Consider the following 18,228-nt stretch of genomic DNA (forward strand, 5'->3'; position numbering starts at 1 on the left):
CACCCTGTCGGCGGGGCCTGGGAGACTGGTGCCCATGCTCCAGCCGTACCGCGAGGTCTTCGCGCGCCCCGGGGCGGCCGCCTTCTCGGTCGCCGGCGCGATCGCGCGCCTGCCCATGTCGATGGTCGGCATCGGCATCGTGCTCATGGTCTCCGAGGTCTACGGCTCCTACGGGCTCGCCGGGCGCATCTCCGCGGTCCAGGTCATCACGCACGCGATCTGCTCGCCCCAGCTCTCGCGCCTCGTCGACCGGTTCGGCCAGGCCCGGGTCATGCGACCCGCGGTCGTGCTCACGGGCGTGGGCATCGCCGGGCTCGTGGGCCTCGCGCTCGTGCGGGCGGACCCGGCGTGGCTCTACGTCGCCGCCGTCCTCACGGGCGCGGCCGCGGGCTCGATCGGCGCCCTCGTGCGCGCCCGGTGGTCGTACGTGCTCACCGACCCGCGCGCGGTGCACACCGCCTACTCGCTCGAGTCGGCGGTCGACGAGCTCGTCTTCATCGTCGGCCCCGTGCTCGCGACGCTGCTCGCGACCGGCGTCCACCCCGTGGCGGGGCTCGTCGTGCCCGTGGTCGCGGTGATCGTGGGCGGGGCGTGGTTCGTCTCGCTGCGCGCCACCGAGCCCCCCGTCGTCGTCCGCGAGGCCGGGGTGGCGCACCGCAGCGTCATGCGCTCGGGCGGCATGGTCGTGCTCGCCCTCGTCTTCGTGTGCATGGGCTCGATCTTCGGGGCGACCGACGTCGCGACCGTGGCGTTCGCCGAGGAGCAGGGCAGCAAGGGCACCGCGGGCATCATCCTCGCGGTGTTCGCCGCGGGCTCGCTGCTGTCCGGCCTCGCGTACGGCGCGCGCCACTGGGTGAGCCCGCTCTGGCGCCGGTTCGCGATCGGCATGGTCGTGCTCGCGGTCGGCGTCTCGCTCTTCTCGGTGGTGCGGGACCTCGCGGCGCTGGCCGCCGTGATGTTCGTCCTCGGCTTCGCGATCGCCCCGACGATCATCAACGGCAACGGGCTCGTGCAGCAGCTCGTGCCGCGCGGGCAGCTCACCGAGGGGCTGACGTGGGTCGGGACGTCGCTCGGGGTCGGCGTCTCCTTCGGCTCCTCGATCGCCGGTGCGCAGATCGACCGCGGCGGGAGCCACGCGGGCTTCCTCGTCGTCATGGTGTCCGGCGCCCTCGCGGTCCTCGCGGTCGCCGCCGCGATCCCCATCCTGCGCCGCGGCGAGGCACGGCACGCGCAGGCCGCCGCGCTCGCGGTGCGGGACGACGAGGTTGCCGCCGAGGAGCCCGCGGCTGAGGGGCCCGCGCCCGTCTGAGCGCCGGTCAGCGCAGGTCGGCCCCGGCGCGACCGTCGTCCGACGTGAGGCCCGGGAACCGTGTGCCGCCGGCGGCGAGCAGCGCGTCGACCTCGTCGCGCGAGAGCGGGCGGCTCAGCAGGTAGCCCTGGCCGTCGTCGCACGCGAGGTCGACGAGCTCGTCGAGCTGGTCGGACGTCTCGATCCCCTCCCCGACGACGCTCATGCCCAGGCCGTGCGCCATCGCGATGACCGCGGCGACCATGCCGCGCTGCCACGGCGCGCCGGCCAGCTGGTCGAGCTTCACGACGCTCACCGGGAAGTGGGGCAGGCGCGCGAGCGAGGAGTACGTCGTGCCGAAGTCGTCGACCGCGAGGCGCACGCCCAGCCGACCGAGCTCCTCGAGCGTGTCGTGCGCCGCCGGACCCTCGTGCACGAGCGCGCGCTCGGTGAGCTCGAGGCTCAGCTGGGCGGGCTCGAGGGCGTAGCGGCCGAGCACCTCGCGGACGAGCTCCACGAGGCCGGGCTCGCGCAGCTGGCGGCCCGAGACGTTGACGGCCATGGTCAGCCGGGCCGACCCCTCGGGGCGGCGCGGGTCCCACGCGGCGAGCTGCGCGCAGGCCGCGTCGAGCACCCAGGCGCCGACGGCGCCCATGAGGCCCGCCGCCTCGGCCGCGGCGAGGAAGTCGCCGGGCGCGAGCGTCCCGCGCGTCGGGTGGTCCCAGCGGAGGAGGGCCTCGAACCCGAGCAGGCGCTGGTCGCTGAGCGACAGCAGGGGCTGGAAGAGCAGGCGCAGGTGCCCGTCCTCGAGCGCCTCGCGCAGCTCGAGCTCGAGCACCGCGGTCTCCTCGACGGGCTCGAGCTCGTCCGGGTCGACGACGGTGAACCGGTTGCGGCCCTCCTGCTTGGCCCGGTACATCGCCGCGTCCGCGCCGCGCAGCAGGTCGGACGGGCTCGTGGCCGGGTCCTCCGCGAGCACCGCGCCGACGCTCGCGGACAGGGGGATGCGCCGCGATCCGACGACGACGGGCTCGGCGAGCGCGGCGACGATGCGGCCCGCGATGTCCCGGGCGTCCTCGTCCGTGACGACGCGGTCGCACAGGACGACGAACTCGTCGCCGCCCAGCCGCGCGACCGTGTCCTGCTTGCGCGCCAGCCGGCGCAGGCGCTCGGCCACCGCGACGAGGACGCTGTCGCCGACGTCGTGCCCGTAGGAGTCGTTGACGTGCTTGAAGTGGTCGAGGTCGATGAAGTACAGCGCGATCCGGCTCGGGTACCGCTCCATCCGCACGAGCGCCTGCGTGACGCGGTCGGTGAGCAGGTACCGGTTGGCCAGGCCGGTCACCGAGTCGTGCATCGCCTGGCGCGCGAGGGCCTGCTCGGCGCGCTTGAGCTCGGTCACGTCGCGGGTGGAGGTGAGGACGCCGACGACGACGCCCGCCGCGTCGCGGTCGGGCGCGAGGCGCGTGTGGAAGAACGCCTCCTCGCCGTCGGCCGACTCGCCCGCGTAGTCGAGGTCGTCCGGCTCGCCCGAGGCGAGGACGCGCCGCAGCGCGGCCTCCCACGCGCCCACGAACGGGTCCACCATGCCCGCCTCGCGGTCCGTGCGGCCCAGGAGCCGGTCGAGCGTGAGGCCGCGCACCCGCTCGCCCGCAGGGTTGAGGTAGCGGTAGCGCAGGTCGGCGTCGTAGCGGGCGATCGCGTCGGTCGTGCCGTCGAGCACGGCGCGCAGCTGGGCCTCGACGCGGCGCAGCTCGGCGTTGGCCGCCTCGGTCGCGCGGACGTTGCGCGCGGCCTCCTGCTCGGCGACGACGAGCCGGGTGACGTTCCGCGAGATGCCGAAGGTGCCGATGATCGCGCCGTCGGGCGCGCGCAGCGGGAACTTGCTGCTCGCGACCCAGGAGTCGGGCCGGTCGGCCCAGCGCTCGCGCTCGGCCTGGTCGACCATCGGGACGCCCGTCGCGATGACGCGCTGCTCGTCGGCGTAGGCGATGTGCGCGTGCGCGGGCTCGAAGAGGTCGAAGTCCGACAGGCCGACCATCTGCTCGGGCGTCATCCGGTGGAGCGCCGCGCACCCCGCGCTCACCAGCAGGAAGCGGCTGTCGAGGTCCTTGAAGTAGATGACCTCGTCCGAGTGCTCGAGGAGGTTGCGCCGGCAGACCTCCTCGACGGTCAGGCCGCCGAGCACCGCGGGGGCCAGCGGCGGGCGCGCCGGGGCGTCGTCGGTCGCAGGGTCCTCCCCGCGCACGCCGTCGTCGCTCATGCCCTGCCCTGGTCGGTCCGGTCTGCCGCGCCGAAGGTTACTCGGCCGTAACGTGCGTGCGGGCGCGCCGGGCCACGTTCTCACCCGCGGTGTCACCCGGCCGGTCCCCTGCCGGCGGCCGGACGGGTGTCAGGCGACGGTCGTGCCGAACAGCGCGCCGAGGCCCCACGTCACCGCGGCGGCGCCCGCGCCGATCGCGAGCTGGCGCAGCGCGCGCAGCACGGGCGGTCCGCCCGAGATGAGGCCGACGACCGCGCCCGTCCCGAGCAGCGCGACGCTGACGGCGGCGACGGCGACGACGAGCGCGACGGTGCCCTCGAGCCCGAGCAGGAACGGCAGCACGGGCACCGCGGCACCCGACGCGAAGAAGCAGAAGCTCGACAGGGCCGCACCGACGTCGGAGCCGACGATCTCGTGCTCGTCGACGGGCTCGTCCTCCGTCGCACCGTCGGCCCCGTCCGGGGCGTCGTCGCCACGCCGCGGCGCGGTCGCGTCCCGGTGGAACGCGTAGTGCAGCTCGCCGGGCTGGGGACCACCGGCCGTCGGGCCGGTGCGGCGCACGAGCGCGATGTCGGCCAGCACCTCGTCGGCGCGGGTCCGCGCCTCCTCGAGGGTCATGCCGCGGGCGCGGTAGACGAGCGCCAGCTCGTTGGCGTCGGCGTCGAGGTGGGGCAGGGCGTCGCCCGCCGCGAGGCTCGGCCTCGAGGCAGCGAGGAGCTCGCGCTGCGAGCGCACCGAGATGTACTCGCCCGCGCCCATGGACAGCGCGCCCGCGAGCAGCCCGGCGAGGCCCGTGACGAGGATGGTCCCGTTCGGCGTGCCCGCCGCCGCGACGCCGATGACGAGCGCGAGGTTGGAGACGAGGCCGTCGTTGGCGCCGAAGACCGCGGCGCGGAAGGTCCCCGAGAGCCGGTTGCGGCCGCGGGCCGCGAGCGCGCGCACGACCTCCTCGTGGATGCGCTCGTCGGCGGCCATGGTCGGCGTCGCGTCGGCGTCGCGCTCGTAGGTCGCGCGCGCCTCGGCGCGCTGCGCGAGCGCGAGCACGAAGACGGAGCCGAAGCGCCGGGCGAGCCAGGCGAGCACGCGGAACCGGACGTCGCCGCGCCGGGGCGCGCCGACCTGGTCGCCGAGCAGCTGCTCCCAGTGCGCCGCGTGACGGCCCTCGGCCTCGGCGAGGGCGAGCAGGATCTCCCGCTCCTCGCCCGAGCGCCGGCCCGCGAGCTCGCGGTAGACGGCGGCCTCGGCGCGCTCGTCGGCGAGGTGACGACGCCACCGGCGCAGGTCGGACGGGCTCGCGGTACGCACCCGACCAGCCTGCCACGCCGCACCCGGGACCTCGCCGCGGGCCGGCGTGACCCCGACCACTCAGGCGAGCGGCTCGGCCCTCGCGCGCAGGCCGACGTCGTCGAGCAGGTCGAGCGACGCCTGGTGCTGGTTGAACGTGTAGAGGTGGAGGCCGGGGGCGCCAGCGGCGAGCACGCCGGCCGCGAGCGCGGCGCCGAGCGCGCGGCCGACGGCCGTGCGCGCCTCCGGGTCCTCCTCGGCCTCGAGCGCCGCCAGGACGTGCGTCGGCACGGCGACCCCGCTGACCTCCTCGAGCCGGCGCAGGCGGCGCGGGTCGGTGAGCGGCACGACGCCGGGCAGCAGCGGCAGGACGACGCCCGCGGCGCGCGCGGCCTCGACGTACCGGACGTAGTCCTCGACCTCGAAGAACACCTGGGTGATCGCGAAGTCGGCGCCCGCGTCCTGCTTGGCGCGCAGCGCGAGGAGATCGCCGCAGCTCGCGCCGCCGACCTGGAGCGCCGTGGGGCTCGCGGCGACCGAGACGCTCAGCCGGTCCCCCGCGGGCAGCTCGGCCGAGACGTCGCGGAGCAGCTCGACGAGCTGGCTCGCCCGCTGCAGGCCGTGCGGGTCCGGGGTCCAGCCCGGGTCCCCGGCGGGCGGGTCGCCGCGCAGCGCGAGGAAGTCGCGCACGCCGAGTGCGACGAGCTGCTCGGCGACCGCACGGACCTCGTCGGGAGGGCTGCCCAGGCACGTGAGGTGCGCGACCGCGGGCAGGTCCGAGGTGTCGAGGACGTGCTCGACGACGCCGCGCGAGCTCTCACGCGACGACCCGGAGGCGCCGTAGGTGACCGAGAAGAAGTCGGGCCGCGCCTCGGCCAGGCGCGCGATCGTCGTCCGGAGCGTGCCGGCCGCCTTCTCGCTGCGCGGCGGGTAGAGCTCGAACGAGACCGTGGGGCGCTCGTCGGTGAGCCGCCCGGGCAGTCCCGCGGGGCGCGGCGGGCGCGGGATGACCGGCTCGTGCGCCGCACGCGCGTCGTCGGGCGCGGGCGCGCGCTCGGAGGTCGTCAGGCCGTCGTCCATGCCGCTCCATCGGTCCTGGCGTGAGCACCCGCACCCGCCGGGGCGGGGGGTTGCTGCGGCGTCGTGGAGCCAGGTCTCTCGGCCGCTCGTGATGGGATGCGCCCACCCTACCGGCCCGCAGCGCGGGAGGACGTCCTCGGCGGGCCGGTCAGGTCAGCAGGCGTCGGGCGCTGCGGCGTCGTCCGCGGGCTCGGCGAGCGTCGCGGCCGTGATCGCGCGGGCCGCGGCGGCGAGCGCGGTGAGCTGCTCGGGCGTCAGCGGGTCGACGAGGAGCCGGCGCACCGCGCGCACGTGGCCGGGGGCCACCTCCTCGAGCCGGGCGAACCCGGCGTCCGTGAGGCGCGCCTCGACGGCGCGGCCCCCGCGGTCGGTGAGCGTGCGGCGCTCGACGAAGCCGGCGCGCTCGAGCCGGGTGACCGCGTGCGAGAGCCGGGAGAGCGACCCGCGCGCCGACGCGGCGAGGTCGCTCAGCACGAGGGTGCGCCCGGGCGACTCCGAGAGCCCGGCGAGCACGTGGTACTCGAAGAGGTTGAGCCCCGCGTCGCGCCGCAGCTGGAGGTCGAGGGCGGGGGGCAGCGTCATGAGGAGGGTGAAGAGGTCCCGCCACTCGAGCTGCTGCTGACGCGTGAGCCAGGGCACCTCGTCGGGCGTCTCGGCGGCGGGCTCCACCGGCTCAGCGTAGCGCTCACTTGAACATTCAAGTCGTGTCGCCAGCGTCGGTCACGTCCACTTGAATGTTCAAGTCAGGAGTCCTCATGACCGTCCTCCGTATCGACGCCTCCATCCAGGGCGAGCGCTCCGCGAGCAGCGCTCTCGCCGACGTCGTGCTCGCCGAGCTCGTCGCCCGCCACCCGGACGTGCCCGTCGTCCGGCGCCACCTCGGCCGCGAGCCGCTTCCTGCCGACGCCTGGCCGATGGCGGTCGGGGCCGGGTTCCTGCCAGAGGGCGACCGGACCGACGCGCAGCGCGAGGCGCTCGCGCTCGCCGGCACGCTCGCGGGAGAGCTGCGGGACGCGACGGGCGCCGTCCTCGCCCTGCCCCTCTACAACTGGGGCGTCTCGCAGCACGTCAAGACGTGGATCGACCTGGCCGTCGCAGGCGCCCCCACCGGGACCCGGCTGCTCGACGGGACGCCGACGGTGCTCGTCACCACGCGCGGCGGCGCCTACGGCCCGGGGACCCCGCGCGAGGGCTGGGACCACAGCACGGCCTACCTCCGGCGGGTGCTCGCGGACGTGTGGGGCGCCGACCTCACGGTCGTCGAGCGCGAGATGACGCTCGTCGGCGTCAACCCGGCGATGGACGCCCTGACGGAGGCCGCGGCGCTCGAGCGCAAGACGGCGGAGGAGGCCGCGGTCGAGGCCGGCCGCACGCTCGCGGCGCGACGCGCGGCCTGACGCCCCTCGGCCGCGTCAGGCCTCGCGCCGGGCGGTGCTCTCGCGCACGACGAGGTGGACGTCCAGGTCCATGCGCGTGGTGCGGGGGCGCCGCCCGGCCGCGAGCGCGAGCACGAGGTGCGTCGCGGCGTCCGCCATCTCGACCAGCGGCTGGTGCACGGTGGTGAGCGACGGCGTGATCCAGCTCGCCACGGGCAGGTCGTCGTACCCGACCACCGACAGGTCCCGCGGCACGTCCAGGCCGAGGTCGCGCGCCGCGCGCAGCACGCCCAGGGCCTGCAGGTCGCTGCCCGCGAAGACCGCCGTCGGGCGGTCGGGCAGGGACAGCAGGCTGCGGCCGTGCTCGTAGCCGCCGCCGACGTAGAAGTCGCCGTTGCGCACGAGCGCCTCGTCGACCGCGAGGCCCGCGGTCACCATGGCGTCGCGGTAGCCGGCGATGCGGGCCCGGCTCGCGAGCGTCTCCGCGGGCCCGCCGATGACGGCGATGCGCTCGTGCCCGAGGCCGATGAGGTGGCGCGTCGCCACGAGCCCGCCCGTCCAGTTCGCCGAGCCGATCGAGGGGACGCCGCCCTGCTCCTCCCCGACCGGGTCGACGACGACGAACGGGATCGAGCGGGCCTCGAGCTGCGCGCGCTGGTCGTGGTCGAGGTCGGAGAAGACCATGATCACGCCGGCGGGGCGGCGGGCCAGCACGCTGTCGAGCCACTCCTGGCGCGGCGTGCGGTGCCCGCCGCACTCGGAGAGCACGACCTCGACGCCCTCCTCGCGCGCGACGCGCTCGACGCCCGTGATGATCTCGAGCGCCCACGGGCCGCCGAGCTCGTGGAAGACGAGGTCGACGAGCCGGGGCCCGACGGGCACGCCGGCGCGGCGGCGCTGGTAGCCGTGCTGCTTGATGATCTTCTCGATGCGCGCGCGCGTCTCGGAGGCGACGTCGGCCCGGCCGTTGAGCACCTTGGACACCGTCGGCACCGAGACGCCCGCCTCGGCGGCGATCTGCGAGATCGTCGTTCGTGGGGTGTCGATGGCGGCCTCCTGACGCTGGGCGCCGCCAGGGCGCCCCAGGCCGTGACTCTACCGACGGCGCCTGCGGCGCCGGGGCGGGTCCGCGGGCCGGCCGGGCCGGGCCGGGCTCCGCTCCGCTCAGTCCGAGGGCGCGGCCGCGCGCAGCTTCTCGAGCAGCGGCCCGGCCGCCTCGTCGAGGAACTCCTGCTGCTTCTCCTCGCCGACCTGGAGCAGGGCGAGGTCGGTGAAGCCGGCCTCCCAGAAGGCCGACGCCGCCTCGACCACGGCGTCGAGGTCCGGCCCGCAGGGGATGGACCCCGCCACGTCCTCGGGCCGGACGAACTGGGAGGCGCTGTCGAAGGCCTCCGTCGTGGGCAGGTCGGCGTTGACCTTCCAGCCGCCGCCGAACCAGCGGAACTGCTGGTGCGCGCGGGCCTTCGCCGCCTCGGCGTCGGTGTCCCAGCAGATCGGGATCTGGCCGATCTTCCGCGACCCGCCCTCGCCGTGCTGGTCGCGCACCTCGTCCCACTTCTGCAGGATCGACGCCTCGGGCTCGGTCGTCACGAGGTGGTCGGCGAGCGGCGCGAACCGCTCGATCGACACGGCGCCCGAGACGGCGACGCCGATCTCGACGGGCTCGTCGGGCCGGTCCCACAGGTAGGCCTGGTCGGCGCGGTAGTACTCGCCGTCGAAGTTGAGGCGCTCGCCGTCGAGCAGGAGGCGGATGATCTCGATCGCCTCCTCGAGCATGTCGTGGCGCTCGGCGACCGCGGGCCAGCGCTCGCCGACCACGTGCTCGTTGAGGTTCTCCCCCGCCCCGAGGTTGAGCAGGAAGCGCCCCTCGCTGAGCACGCCCATGGTCGCCGCCTTCTGCGCGACGACGACGGGGTGGTAGCGGATCGTCGGGCACGTCACGTACGTCATGAGCTCGACCCGGCTCGTGGCGTGCGCGACGGCGCCGAGCACGGTCCACGCGTACGACGCGTGGCCCTGCTCGTCGAGCCAGGGGAAGTAGTGGTCGCTCGAGACCTCGAAGTCGAAGCCGACGCGCTCGGCGTCGACGGCGTGCCGCACGAGCTCGCGCGGTCCGCTCTGCTCGGTCATCAACGTGTACCCGAATCGCATGGGTCCAGGCTCACACCGGCCTGCCGACCCCGCACGCCGAGCCGCTGCCGGGTCGGACCTCCCAGCGGGCTCCCAGGAACACCACGTACCCTGCGGGAGGTCCGCCGCCGCGGACGAGCCGCCCGCCGGACGCACCAGCGCGTCGCGGGACGGCGACCGACGACGAAGGATCACCGTGCGCCGACACCTGGCCACCGCCCTGACCATCACCGCCGCCCTCGTGCTCGCGGGCTGCACGGGCGACGCGCCCGAGGCCGAGCCGACCGCGTCCGCCGACGCCTCGCCGGACGCCGCCGCCGAGGCGTCGCCCGACGACGTCGCGGCGCTCGAGGCCGTCGTCGCCGAGGGCGACCTGGGCGCGGCGCCGACGCTGACGTTCGACCAGCCGTTCGCGGTCTCCGCGCCGGTCGCGCGCGTCGACCTCGAGGGCGACGGCGACGAGATCGGTCCCGAGCAGAAGGTCACCATCCAGTACGTGGCCGTCTCGGGCGACGACGGCACGGTGCTCGGCTCGACGTGGGAGTCGGACGCCCCCGAGCAGCTCGCGCTCGACGACCCGACCCTCATCGCGGCCCTGCGCGACACCCTCGTCGGGCAGAAGGTCGGCGTGCGCGTGCTCTTCGCGGCGCCCGGCGCCGAGGAGACCGAGCAGAGCGCCGCCTACCCCGCGACGCTCATGGCGATCGAGGTCACGGACGCGCGGGACATCCCGACGCGCGCCGAGGGCGACGCCGTCGAGCCCCCGGCCGGCCTGCCGCTCGTGACCCTCGCCGACGACGGCGAGCCGTCGATCGAGGTCCCCGCCGGCACCGCCGAGCCGACGACGCTCGTCGCGCAGACCCTCATCGAGGGCTCCGGGCCCGTGGTCGAGACCGGTCAGCAGATCACCGTGCAGTACACCGGCTGGCTGTTCGACGGCACCGAGTTCGACTCCTCGTGGGGCGGCGAGAGCCCGTTCACGACGCCGATCGGCACGCAGAGCGTCATCCCCGGCTGGGACGAGGGCCTCGTCGGCAAGACGGTCGGCAGCCAGGTGCTGCTCGTCATCCCGAGCGACAAGGGCTACGGCCCCGAGGGCTCGGGCGAGACGATCCCGCCGGACTCGACGCTGATCTTCGTCGTCGACATCCTCGACGCCGCCTGACCTGCGCCGGCCCTCCCCGTCCGCGGACCGGTCGGGGAGGGTCAGCCGGGCGCGACGACCGGGTGGCCGTCCTGCCACGCGAGGGGCAGGACGTTCATGCCGCGGTAGGTGTTCTGGCCGTACCAGGAGTGGAAGACGAGGCGGTCCTCGCCGTCGGGTCCGACCACGACGTCCTGCCCGCCCGGGCCGACGTAGCGGCTGTCGAACTGGTACGTCGTGAGCAGCGGCTCGGGGTTCTTCGTGTACGGCCCCAGGACCGACGACGCCGTCGCGTAGCCGATCGTGTACGCCGGGCCGCCGTAGTCGTTGGCCGAGTACAGGAGCACGTAGGTCCCGTCGCGCTCGACGAGGGTCGGCGCCTCGACGAGGTTCCCCTCCCACGGCTGGTCCTGCTGGACGAGCCGCACGGGCTCGCCGGCCAGCGCCGTGCCGTCGGGCGTGAGGGGCGCGATCTGCAGCCACGTGTCGAGCCCGCAGCAGTTGCCGTCGTTCTTCCAGAGCAGGTAGAGCGTGCCGTCGGCGTCGCGGAACGTCGACGCGTCGATCGCGCCGCCCTCCGCCTCGGGGCACACGAGCATGGCGTCGCCGACGGGCTCGAACGGTCCCTCCGGCGAGTCCGCGACGGCGACGCCGAGGCACTGGAGCGTCGGGCGGTAGTTGGTCGCCGTGTAGTAGAGGACGTAGCGGCCGGGCTCCACCTCGGTCACCTCGGGCGCCCACGTCTTCCCGGGGATGACGAAGGACGGGAGCGTCGGGAGCGCGTCGTCGAGCTCGGTCCACCCGACGAGGTCGGTCGAGCTCGCGACCCGCACGTTCCGCAGGTTCCCGTTGGTCGCGTAGGCGTAGTAGGTGCCGTCGACCTCGAGCACGTCGGGGTCGGGGAAGTCGTCGTCGACGACGGGGTTGGCGCCGTGGACCGGGTCCGGGTCTCCCTGCTCGTCCTGCGCACCGCCCGACGCCTCGGACGACGGCGTCGCGCCGGCCCCGCTCGCGCCGCCGCCGCCGCCGTCGCCGCAGCCCGCGAGGAGGAGGCAGGCTGCGGCGGCGGCGCCGACGAGGGGGAGCGCCCTCACGCGCTCATCCCTTGAGGCCCGAGCGGGAGACGCCCTCGATGATGAAGCGCTGGAGGAAGACGAAGAGGATCAGCACGGGCACGCTCGCGATGACCGCGCCCGCCATGAGCAGGTCGTACCGGACCGAGTTCGCCGACTGGAGCGTCGACAGGCCGGCGGGCAGCGTCTGCAGCTCGGGGCTGAAGAGCACGTAGACCGGCCACAGGAAGTCGTTCCAGTTGGTGAGGAGCGCGAGCAGCGCGAGCGTCGCGAGCGCCGGCCGCGACAGCGGCATGATCACCTTGAGGAAGATCTGCAGCGGGCTGGCGCCGTCCAGCCGCGCGGCCTCCTCGAGCTCCTCCGGGATGCTGAGGAAGAACTGCCGCAGGAAGAACACCCCGAAGGCGGACGCCGCCGTCGGGACGATGACTGCGACGAGGGTGTTGAGCCAGCCGAGCTCGCCGACGATGAGGTAGTTCGGGATGACGAGGATGACCGGCGGCACGAAGAGCGTCGCGATGATCATGCCGAAGACGACCCCACGCCCGCGGAACTCCATCCGGGCCAGCGCGTAGGCCGCCATCGCCGAGGTGATCACGACGATCGCCGCGTGCGCGAGCGCGGCCACGAGGCTGTTCGCGAACCAGCGGAGCACGGGCGTGCCGGGCGCCGCGAGGATCGACTCGTAGGCCTGCGTGGTGAAGGGGTTCGGGATCCACGACGGCGGGATGCCCGCCGCCTCGCCGCGCGTCTTGAACGACGTGACGATCATGAAGATGAGCGGGCTGAGGAACAGCAGGCCCAGCACGACGAGCAGGACGTACCGCAGGACGACGCGCACGCCGCCCCTGTCCCCCACCTCGCCGGAGCTGCTCCCCCGCCGGGCGGCGGGCGCGGCCGGACGGGTCTCGACGTCGGCGGTCATGACGACTTCCTCTCCCGGAAGAGCCAGAAGACGATGACGCTCAGCACCATGAGGAACGCGGTGAGCACATAGCTCATCGCGGCCGCCGAGCCCATCTGGTACTGCCGCAGGCCGGTCTCGGCGATCTCGTAGATCGCCGTCCGGGTCTCGCGCCCGGGGCCGCCCTGGGTGATGAGGTACGACTGCCCGAACATGTTCGCCGAGGCCAGGATCGTGATCATCGTGATGAACACGAGGACGGGCCGCAGCCCCGGGATCGTCACGTTGCGGAACTGCTGCCACGCGTTGGCGCCGTCGACGCGCGCGGCCTCGTAGAGCTCGCGCGGGATGTCCTGGAGCGCGGCGAGGTAGATCACCGAGTTGTAGCCCAGCGTCCACCACACCGTGACGCCGACGAGCGCGACCCAGGCCGCGGGCGTCGACGTCGTCCAGGCGGTGTCGTCCGGCAGGCCGAGCAGGCCCAGGTAGTAGTTGATCAGCCCGATGTTGTTGTCGAGCAGGTAGCGCCACAGCACGGCGACGACGGCGACGCCGAGCACGTAGGGCGCGAAGTACACGGCCCGGAAGAGGTTCCGGCCCGGGAACTTCTTGTTCATCACGAGCGCGACCAGGAGCGGGATGACGAGCAGCAGGGGCACGCTCGCGAGCGTGAAGATCCCCGTGGCCTGCATCGAGTTCCAGAAGTCCGCGTACACGGTCGAGCCCGAGTCGAACAGGTCCTGGTAGTTCTCGAGGCCCACGAACGGCTTGCCCGGCAGCGTGTAGTCCCACCGGTGCAGGCTGATCCAGGCGCCGAGGACCACCGGCGCCACCACGAACGTCCCGAAGAGGGCGAGGTAGGGGGCGAGGAACAGCCACGGGGTGGCCGGGCCGTGCTTGGCGACGCCACGTCGCGGCGCCCTGCGGCTGTGCTGCAGAGCATCCGCCGTGTCCCCGGGCGCCGCGACGCGCGTCGTCGTCATGTCAGCCCCCGAAGCTCTCGGCGTTCTCCGCCATGAGCTCGGTCGCCTGGGCCTGGGCCGCCTCGAGAGCCGCCGCGGGCTCCTGCTGCCCGAGGACGCTGTCGGCCACCGCGCGCTCGATCGTCTCCGTGGTCACCTGGCCGAGGCCCGGGACCGCGGGGAGGAAGCGCACGCTGTCCAGCAGGCCGGCGATGGGCTCCTGGGCGGTGCCCTCGAGCGCGCCCTCCTCCTGCACCGACGTGCGGGCCGGGATCATCGCGGCACCCGCCCACTCGGCCGAGTGCTCGCTCATCCAGGCGATGAACACCTGCGCGGCCTGCGCCTTGTTCTCGTCGCCCGTGGCCTGCTTGGTCATGAAGAACTGGTGCGAGTTCGCCCAGAAGGCCTGCTCGTCGAAGATCGTCGGGACCGGCGCGAGCGCGTAGGGCAGGCCCGACGCCTCGAGGTCGTTGATCTGCCAGATGCCGTCCCAGGTGATCGACGTCTCGCCGTTCTTGAACGCGACGTACTGCGAGTCCTGGGCGACGTCGGACGGGCTGTAGCCCTGGTCCACCATGCCGCGCATCCACTCGAGCGCCTCGACGCCCTCGGGGCCGCCGAAGGTCGCCTCGGTGCCGTCGTCGGAGTAGGGCTGGCCGCCGTTCTGCCACAGGAGCGACAGGAACATGAGGTGCGCCGGCCAGCGCGCGGGCATCCAGAAGGGCGTGGTGTAGCCGGCCGCCTTGAGCTTGTCGAGCGCCTCCATGAAGGACGCCTCGTCGGTCGGGGGCTCGGTGATGCCGGCGGCCGCGAAGTGCTCGGTGTTGTAGTACATCGCGAGCGAGTGGACGTCGAGCGGGATGCCGTACCGCTGGTCCTCGTAGAGGCCGGCGCTCCACACCTCGGTGCTGAAGTCGTCCTCGGAGAGCTCGAGCGCCTCGGCGACGCTGTCGAGCGGGACGATGACGTTGCGCACCGCGTTGGTCGCGAGCTGGTCGGCGTGCATGACGCCGACGTCCGGGCCCTCGTTCGCGTTCACGGCCGCGGGCACGCGCTGGTAGAAGTCGGCCCACTGGATCGTGTTGGGCACGACCGTGATGTTGTCGTGCTCCTCCATGAACTGGTCGACCATCTCCTGCATGAACGGGCCGTCACCGCCGGTGAAGCCGTTCCAGTAGGCGAGCTCGACGTCCGGGCCGGTGTACTCGCCCGTGAACTCGGGGGCCTCCGCGGCGTCCCCGCCGCCCGCGGCCTCCTCGGGGGTCATGCCGCCGCCGCACGCCGCGAGCCCGAGGGCCGCCACCGCGGTCAGGGCGCCGACGGCGAGCCGGCGTCGCTGGGTGTGGGTCGTGGTTCTCATCGTTGAGCTCCTCGTGAGGTCGACCGGCCAGGCGCAGCGCCCGGCCGCTCCCGGTAAACCTTTACGGGTGTTTCCTACCCCATCGCGGTAAACCTTGTACAGATGGAGTGGTAAACCTTGTAAGAGTTGTGTCGATGTCGTTACTGTCGCCCCGGGTCGCCGGGTCCGCCACTCGGGACGGGGGGCGTCCGGGCAACGATCCGGTCACGGTCCGGACCGCACGGCGGGCGGGGCGCGGCCACGGCACGATGGCGTGCAGGGCCGAGGACCTGCACCGCAGGACCAGCGAAGGAGGTGGCGGCGTGGCCAGGATCCGCCTGCAGGACGTCGCCGAGCGCGCGGGCGTGTCGATCAAGACCGTCTCGAACGTCGTCAACGGCAAGGGCGCCATCACCGCGCACACGCGCGCCAAGGTCGAGGACGCGCTGGCCCAGCTCCAGTACCGGCCCAACGTCGCCGCCCGCCACCTGCGCCGCGGCAACAGCGGCATGATCGCGGTCGCGCTCCCCGAGCTCACCCAGCCGTACTTCGCCGAGATCGCGTCGGAGCTCGTGCGCGCCGCCAAGGCGCGCCAGCTCACCGTGCTGCTCAACCAGACCGACGGCCAGGCGACGTCGGAGCGCGCGATCAGCGACGGCATCGACATGCCGCTCATGGACGGCCTCGTGCTCAGCCCGCTCGCGGTGACGGCCGAGGACCTGCGCCACCGGATGGACGACACGCCGCTCGTCCTCCTCGGCGAGCACGTGGGCGACGAGGCGCCGTTCCCGCACGTCGCGATCGACAACCGCGCCGCGGCCCAGGCCGCCACCGAGCACCTCGTTGCGCTCGGGCGGACGCGGATCGCGGCCATCGGCGCCAAGCACGCGACGGGCGACGACGCGACGCCGGCCGAGACCGCGATCCTGCGGCTCGAGGGCTACCGCCGCGCGCTCGAGCGGGCCGGCATGCCGGTGCGCGAGGAGCTCGTCGCGCCGGTGCACGACTTCCACCGGGCCGACGGCGCCGACGCGATGCACGCGCTGCTCGCCCTGCCCGAGCCGCCCGACGCCGTCTTCTGCTTCAACGACCTCCTCGCCCTCGGGGCGCTGCGCGCCCTCCGGGACCGCGGCCTCACGGCCCCGGACGACGTCGCCGTCATCGGCATCGACGACATCGAGGAGGGGCGCTACAGCGTGCCCAGCCTCAGCACGGTCGCGCCCGACAAGCGCGCCATCGCCGAGACCGCCATCGCGCTGCTGCTCGACGGGCGGGCGACGGCTGCCGGGGCGGGTCCGGGCGTGGGCGACGGGGCGGACGGGGGCGGGCCGGCGGGGGCGACGCAGGTCGTCGTCGGGCACCGGCTCGTGGAGCGCGAGAGCACGCGGGCGGCGCGGACCGGCCCGGCCACCGACGGAGGGGACGCACGATGAGCACGCCGATCGGGGAGGCGCCCGGCAGCCTGGGCGCGGAGGACGTGGGCGCGGCGCAGGACGTCGCTCCGGGGACGGCGCCGGGCGGGGCGGGCGCTCGCCCGCGCGCGAGCCAGGGCGACGGCACGTACCCGCGCCCGCAGCTCGTGCGTCCCGCCTGGGCGGACCTGTGCGGCGCGTGGGACTTCGCGGCCGACCCGGACGACGTCGGGCGCGACGCGCGGTGGTTCGACCTCCCGGGCGACGCGGACGACCCGTTCACGCGCCGGATCGAGGTGCCGTTCCCGCCCGAGTCGCGCCTGTCCGGCATCGGGGACCCGCACCACCACGTCGTCTGGTACCGCCGGCCGCTCGGCGCGGCGGACCTCGCGCGGGCCGGCCGCGGCAGCCAGGGCGAGCGGCTCCTGCTGCACCTGGGCGCCGTCGACCACGCGGCCGACGTCTGGCTGGGCGGGGTCCACCTCGGCCGGCACGTCGGCGGCCAGACGCCCTTCGCGTTCGACGTGACGTCGGTCGTCGCCGGCGCGGACGGCGGTGACCTGACGCTCGTCGTGCGCGCCGAGGACGACCCGCTCGACGTCGCGCAGCCGCGCGGCAAGCAGGACTGGCGGCCCGAGCCGCACTCGATCTGGTACCACCGCACGACCGGCATCTGGCAGCCCGTGTGGCTCGAGGCCGTCCCGCGCCTGCACGTCGCGGAGCTCGCGTGGCGCGCCGACGTGCCGGTGGGCGCGGTGCACGCGACCGTGCGGCTCAGCGAGCGGCCGCGCGAGGCCGTCGTCGTGCGCGTGCGGGTCGCGCACGAGGGCGAGGTGCTCGCCGAGCAGTGGCTGCGGACGGTCGAGCAGGACGTGCGCGTCGCCGTCGACCTGCCGACCCAGCACAACGGGCAGCGCTACGAGGAGCTGCTGTGGTCGCCCGAGCGGCCGACGCTGCTCGACGCGTGGGTCGACGTCGTCCCCGACGGCGAGGGCGGCGAGTCCGCGCACGACGCGGTCGCGTCCTACCTCGGGCTGCGGACCGTCGCCGTCGCGCACGGCGTCTTCCTGCTCAACGACCGGCCCTACCCGCTGCGCTCGGTGCTCGAGCAGGGGTACTGGGAGGAGAGCCACCTCGCGGCGCCCGGCCCCGACGCGCTGCGGCGCGAGGTCGAGCTCATCAAGGAGCTGGGCTTCAACTCGGCGCGCGTGCACCAGAAGGCCGAGGACCCGCGGTTCCTCTTCTGGGCCGACCGGCTCGGGCTCACGCTGTGGGGCGAGACGGCGAACGCGTACGCGTTCTCGCCGCGGTCGGTGCAGCTGCTCGCGACCGAGTGGGCCGAGCTCGTGCGGCGCGACCTGTCGCACCCGAGCATCGTCACCTGGGTGCCGCTCAACGAGAGCTGGGGCGTCCAGCACATCGCGCACGACCCGGCGCAGCGCGCGTACTCCCTCGGCCTCGCCCACCTCACGCGCGCGCTCGACCCGACCCGACCCGTGGTGTCCAACGACGGCTGGGAGCACACCGACTCGGACATCTGGTCGATCCACGACTACGCCGAGCGCGGCGACGAGCTGCGCGCGCGGTACGGGACGCCCGAGGCGGTGCGCGCCCTGCTCGACGGCATCGGGCCCGCGGGGCGACGGGTCCGGCTCGTCGACGTCCCGGACCGGGGGCAGCCGCTCATGCTCACCGAGTTCGGCGGCGTCAGCTACGCGGGCGGGCGCGACGACGCGTGGGGCTACTCGACGGCGACGTCGGACGAGGACTTCGAGGCCCGCGTGGGCGACCTCCTCGACGCCGTGCGCGCGTGCCCGCCGATCGCGGGCTTCTGCTGGACGCAGCTCACGGACACGGGCCAGGAGACCAACGGGCTGCTCCGCGCGGACCGCACCCCCAAGCTCCCGATCGAGACCCTCCGCCGCCTGGTCACGGGCGAGCCCTGACCCCCTCGCCCCCGTCACCTCGACGTG

Annotated in this window: 15 protein-coding genes and 1 riboswitch; of the genes, 5 read left to right on the forward strand and 10 right to left on the reverse strand. The window is 74.5% G+C overall.

Going from position 1 to position 18,228, the window contains the following annotated elements:
- Positions 1-34: 34 nt before the first annotated feature.
- Positions 35-1,309, forward strand: a complete 1,275-nt coding sequence (locus JIG38_RS14475; RefSeq protein ID WP_199424526.1) for an MFS transporter — start codon at positions 35-37, stop codon at positions 1,307-1,309.
- 7 nt (positions 1,310-1,316) lie between these two features.
- On the opposite strand, the gene JIG38_RS14480 is transcribed toward JIG38_RS14475, so the two are convergent.
- From JIG38_RS14480 to JIG38_RS14495, 4 genes are all read right to left on the reverse strand, one after another.
- On the reverse strand, positions 1,317-3,551 hold the full coding sequence (locus tag JIG38_RS14480) for a putative bifunctional diguanylate cyclase/phosphodiesterase (RefSeq protein ID WP_199424527.1): 2,235 nt from the start codon (positions 3,549-3,551) through the stop codon (positions 1,317-1,319).
- A gap of 129 nt (positions 3,552-3,680) precedes the next feature.
- A complete protein-coding gene (locus tag JIG38_RS14485; protein ID WP_199424528.1) occupies positions 3,681-4,856 on the reverse strand; it encodes a VIT1/CCC1 transporter family protein in 1,176 nt (391 codons plus the stop codon).
- Between the two features lie 60 nt (positions 4,857-4,916).
- Entirely contained in the window at positions 4,917-5,915 is a 999-nt protein-coding gene (locus JIG38_RS14490; RefSeq protein ID WP_199424529.1) for a methylenetetrahydrofolate reductase, read from the reverse strand.
- A gap of 3 nt (positions 5,916-5,918) precedes the next feature.
- Positions 5,919-6,013, reverse strand: a riboswitch (SAM riboswitch).
- Positions 6,014-6,068: 55 nt separating this feature from the next.
- The gene (locus JIG38_RS14495) at positions 6,069-6,584 is read right to left on the reverse strand and encodes a MarR family winged helix-turn-helix transcriptional regulator (RefSeq protein WP_307844947.1); all 516 of its coding nucleotides are present in this window, start codon (positions 6,582-6,584) and stop codon (positions 6,069-6,071) included.
- 86 nt (positions 6,585-6,670) lie between these two features.
- On the opposite strand from JIG38_RS14495, the gene JIG38_RS14500 reads away from it, so the two are divergent.
- Positions 6,671-7,312 carry an FMN-dependent NADH-azoreductase gene (locus JIG38_RS14500; protein WP_199424530.1) on the forward strand — a complete coding sequence of 214 codons (642 nt, stop codon included), beginning with the start codon at positions 6,671-6,673 and terminating at the stop codon, positions 7,310-7,312.
- Positions 7,313-7,327: 15 nt separating this feature from the next.
- Here JIG38_RS14500 and JIG38_RS14505 read toward each other — a convergent pair whose 3' ends face one another.
- A complete protein-coding gene (locus JIG38_RS14505) occupies positions 7,328-8,377 on the reverse strand; it encodes a LacI family DNA-binding transcriptional regulator (protein WP_233405057.1) in 1,050 nt (349 codons plus the stop codon).
- 78 nt (positions 8,378-8,455) lie between these two features.
- Positions 8,456-9,442, reverse strand: a complete 987-nt coding sequence (locus JIG38_RS14510; protein ID WP_199424531.1) for a TIGR03557 family F420-dependent LLM class oxidoreductase — start codon at positions 9,440-9,442, stop codon at positions 8,456-8,458.
- Between the two features lie 175 nt (positions 9,443-9,617).
- Between JIG38_RS14510 and JIG38_RS14515 the strand changes: the two genes are divergently transcribed.
- Positions 9,618-10,586 (forward strand): FKBP-type peptidyl-prolyl cis-trans isomerase, encoded by a 969-nt coding sequence (locus JIG38_RS14515; protein ID WP_307844948.1) that lies wholly within the window; start codon positions 9,618-9,620, stop codon positions 10,584-10,586.
- Between the two features lie 41 nt (positions 10,587-10,627).
- Here JIG38_RS14515 and JIG38_RS14520 read toward each other — a convergent pair whose 3' ends face one another.
- From JIG38_RS14520 to JIG38_RS14535, 4 genes are read right to left on the reverse strand one after another with little or no spacing between them, the layout of a single operon-like run.
- Positions 10,628-11,659 (reverse strand): glycoside hydrolase family 43 protein, encoded by a 1,032-nt coding sequence (locus tag JIG38_RS14520; RefSeq protein ID WP_199424533.1) that lies wholly within the window; start codon positions 11,657-11,659, stop codon positions 10,628-10,630.
- A gap of 4 nt (positions 11,660-11,663) precedes the next feature.
- The gene (locus tag JIG38_RS14525; protein WP_199424534.1) at positions 11,664-12,563 is read right to left on the reverse strand and encodes a carbohydrate ABC transporter permease; all 900 of its coding nucleotides are present in this window, start codon (positions 12,561-12,563) and stop codon (positions 11,664-11,666) included.
- Entirely contained in the window at positions 12,560-13,525 is a 966-nt protein-coding gene (locus JIG38_RS14530; protein WP_199424535.1) for a carbohydrate ABC transporter permease, read from the reverse strand. The genes JIG38_RS14525 and JIG38_RS14530 overlap by 4 nt, the downstream gene beginning before the upstream one ends.
- Before the next feature lies 1 nt (position 13,526).
- Positions 13,527-14,864, reverse strand: a complete 1,338-nt coding sequence (locus JIG38_RS14535; protein WP_199424536.1) for an ABC transporter substrate-binding protein — start codon at positions 14,862-14,864, stop codon at positions 13,527-13,529.
- Between the two features lie 302 nt (positions 14,865-15,166).
- Here JIG38_RS14535 and JIG38_RS14540 point away from each other — a divergent pair, with 302 nt between their 5' ends.
- Both JIG38_RS14540 and JIG38_RS14545 read left to right on the forward strand, forming a co-directional pair.
- Complete coding sequence (locus tag JIG38_RS14540; protein ID WP_199424537.1) at positions 15,167-16,276, forward strand: LacI family DNA-binding transcriptional regulator; 1,110 nt, start codon at positions 15,167-15,169, stop codon at positions 16,274-16,276.
- Complete coding sequence (locus JIG38_RS14545; protein ID WP_199424538.1) at positions 16,273-18,201, forward strand: glycoside hydrolase family 2 protein; 1,929 nt, start codon at positions 16,273-16,275, stop codon at positions 18,199-18,201. The genes JIG38_RS14540 and JIG38_RS14545 overlap by 4 nt, the downstream gene beginning before the upstream one ends.
- Positions 18,202-18,228: the final 27 nt, after the last annotated feature.

The organism is Actinotalea solisilvae, assembly GCF_016464425.1.
Classification (GTDB): domain Bacteria; phylum Actinomycetota; class Actinomycetes; order Actinomycetales; family Cellulomonadaceae; genus Actinotalea; species Actinotalea solisilvae.

What these genes read in the sequence shown, in the direction of transcription:
- JIG38_RS14480 (WP_199424527.1), bottom strand. Translation starts at nt 3,551, where the DNA reads ATGAGCGACGACGGCGTGCGCGGGGAGGACCCTGCGACCGACGACGCC.
- JIG38_RS14535 (WP_199424536.1), bottom strand. Translation starts at nt 14,864, where the DNA reads ATGAGAACCACGACCCACACCCAGCGACGCCGGCTCGCCGTCGGCGCC.
- JIG38_RS14475 (WP_199424526.1), top strand. Translation starts at nt 35, where the DNA reads ATGCTCCAGCCGTACCGCGAGGTCTTCGCGCGCCCCGGGGCGGCCGCC.
- JIG38_RS14500 (WP_199424530.1), top strand. Translation starts at nt 6,671, where the DNA reads ATGACCGTCCTCCGTATCGACGCCTCCATCCAGGGCGAGCGCTCCGCG.
- JIG38_RS14525 (WP_199424534.1), bottom strand. Translation starts at nt 12,563, where the DNA reads ATGACCGCCGACGTCGAGACCCGTCCGGCCGCGCCCGCCGCCCGGCGG.
- JIG38_RS14545 (WP_199424538.1), top strand. Translation starts at nt 16,273, where the DNA reads ATGAGCACGCCGATCGGGGAGGCGCCCGGCAGCCTGGGCGCGGAGGAC.
- JIG38_RS14530 (WP_199424535.1), bottom strand. Translation starts at nt 13,525, where the DNA reads ATGACGACGACGCGCGTCGCGGCGCCCGGGGACACGGCGGATGCTCTG.
- JIG38_RS14510 (WP_199424531.1), bottom strand. Translation starts at nt 9,442, where the DNA reads ATGCGATTCGGGTACACGTTGATGACCGAGCAGAGCGGACCGCGCGAG.
- JIG38_RS14490 (WP_199424529.1), bottom strand. Translation starts at nt 5,915, where the DNA reads ATGGACGACGGCCTGACGACCTCCGAGCGCGCGCCCGCGCCCGACGAC.